Raw genomic sequence first — 1,112 nt, 5'->3', positions numbered from 1 at the left:
GGCGCGTGGCCGATTCGGCGACGAAGCTCGACGATGAAAGCGGGGACCGGCACCCACCGTTCTTAACACACCAGGGGATCTGACGGCATCGAGGCGGATTGGGAGCGTGCCGCAGCGAGACATCGGGTGATATTCGGGTTGGAATTGCGGACAGCGGCACCGACGCCTGCCCCAGACCCTCCGGGTGCAGCCGAGTTGGCTCGCGGCATGATGCGCGGCAAATCTGGGCGTGGACGGGCGTCCTGGAAGGTTGACTCACCGCCAACCAGGCGGTGACGATCGGGTGTGCGGGCCCATCGATTACCGGCGATCGGGCCCGGCGGCACCGGCGGGGTGGGTGAGCGCCGGCAGCACAAGCGTATTGATGACCTGCCGGAGGAAATCGGCGTCGACGGTCTGTCCACTCACCGCCCGTAGCAGGCCCATCGCCACGATCACATCGGCGACCAGTAACCAATCGCGGTCGCCGGGGATCTCGCCGCGGTCGGCGGCCTGGGCGAGAATGGCTGACATCACGCGGCGGCCTTTGAAGAGAATCAAATCGTCGAGCGCAGAAGCCAAATCGGGGTCCTGGGCGGCTTCCAACCCGACGCGCAGGATCAGGTCGTTGGAGATCAGGCCGTCGTCGTTGCGGGCAGCGCGCTCGACGATTGCCTCCAGATCACCCGAGAGGCTGCCGGTATCGGGCGGGGCGTCGTCCAACAAATCCGGTCGCCAATAGACCAACGCGTCGGTGATCAGTGCGGTCTTGGATGTCCAGCGGCGATAGATGGCGGCTTTACCGACACCGGCCCGTGCGGCGATGTCGTTCATGTTGGTGGCGTCGTAGCCGTGTTCGGCGAGAATTTCCAAGGCCGCGTTGAGGATTGCGGGATCGCGTGACCGGTCCAGGCGCCCGTTGGTGCGTTGGCGCAGTTTGGACTGGGATTCGCCCCGAAACTCGGGTCGACCGGCCGTCGACGATGGTGTCGACAGCCGGCCAGAGGTTGGGTTGGCGCTCATGTCGTTGGGACGCGCGGGAGTGGCGCGGTGCTGTCGTCGGAATGCTGCCCGGGACGGGTCCTGTTCACGATTTTGAAGGTGTTCAGCGGCCACCAGAACCAGCGGCCGAG

At 65.7% G+C, this 1,112-nt stretch carries 1 protein-coding gene; it reads right to left on the bottom strand.

All coding sequences use genetic code 11. The features are described from left to right. Positions 1-300 precede the first annotated feature (300 nt). On the bottom strand, positions 301-975 hold the full coding sequence (locus A9W96_RS01805) for a TetR/AcrR family transcriptional regulator (RefSeq protein ID WP_067137634.1): 675 nt from the start codon (positions 973-975) through the stop codon (positions 301-303). Between the last annotated feature and the right edge of the window lie 137 nt (positions 976-1,112).

It is taken from the genome of Mycobacterium sp. 1245852.3, assembly GCF_001669335.1.
Classification (GTDB): domain Bacteria; phylum Actinomycetota; class Actinomycetes; order Mycobacteriales; family Mycobacteriaceae; genus Mycobacterium; species Mycobacterium europaeum_A.
The sequence above is the reverse complement of the archived record's forward strand: the minus strand, read 5'-3'. Positions and strand labels throughout refer to the sequence as shown.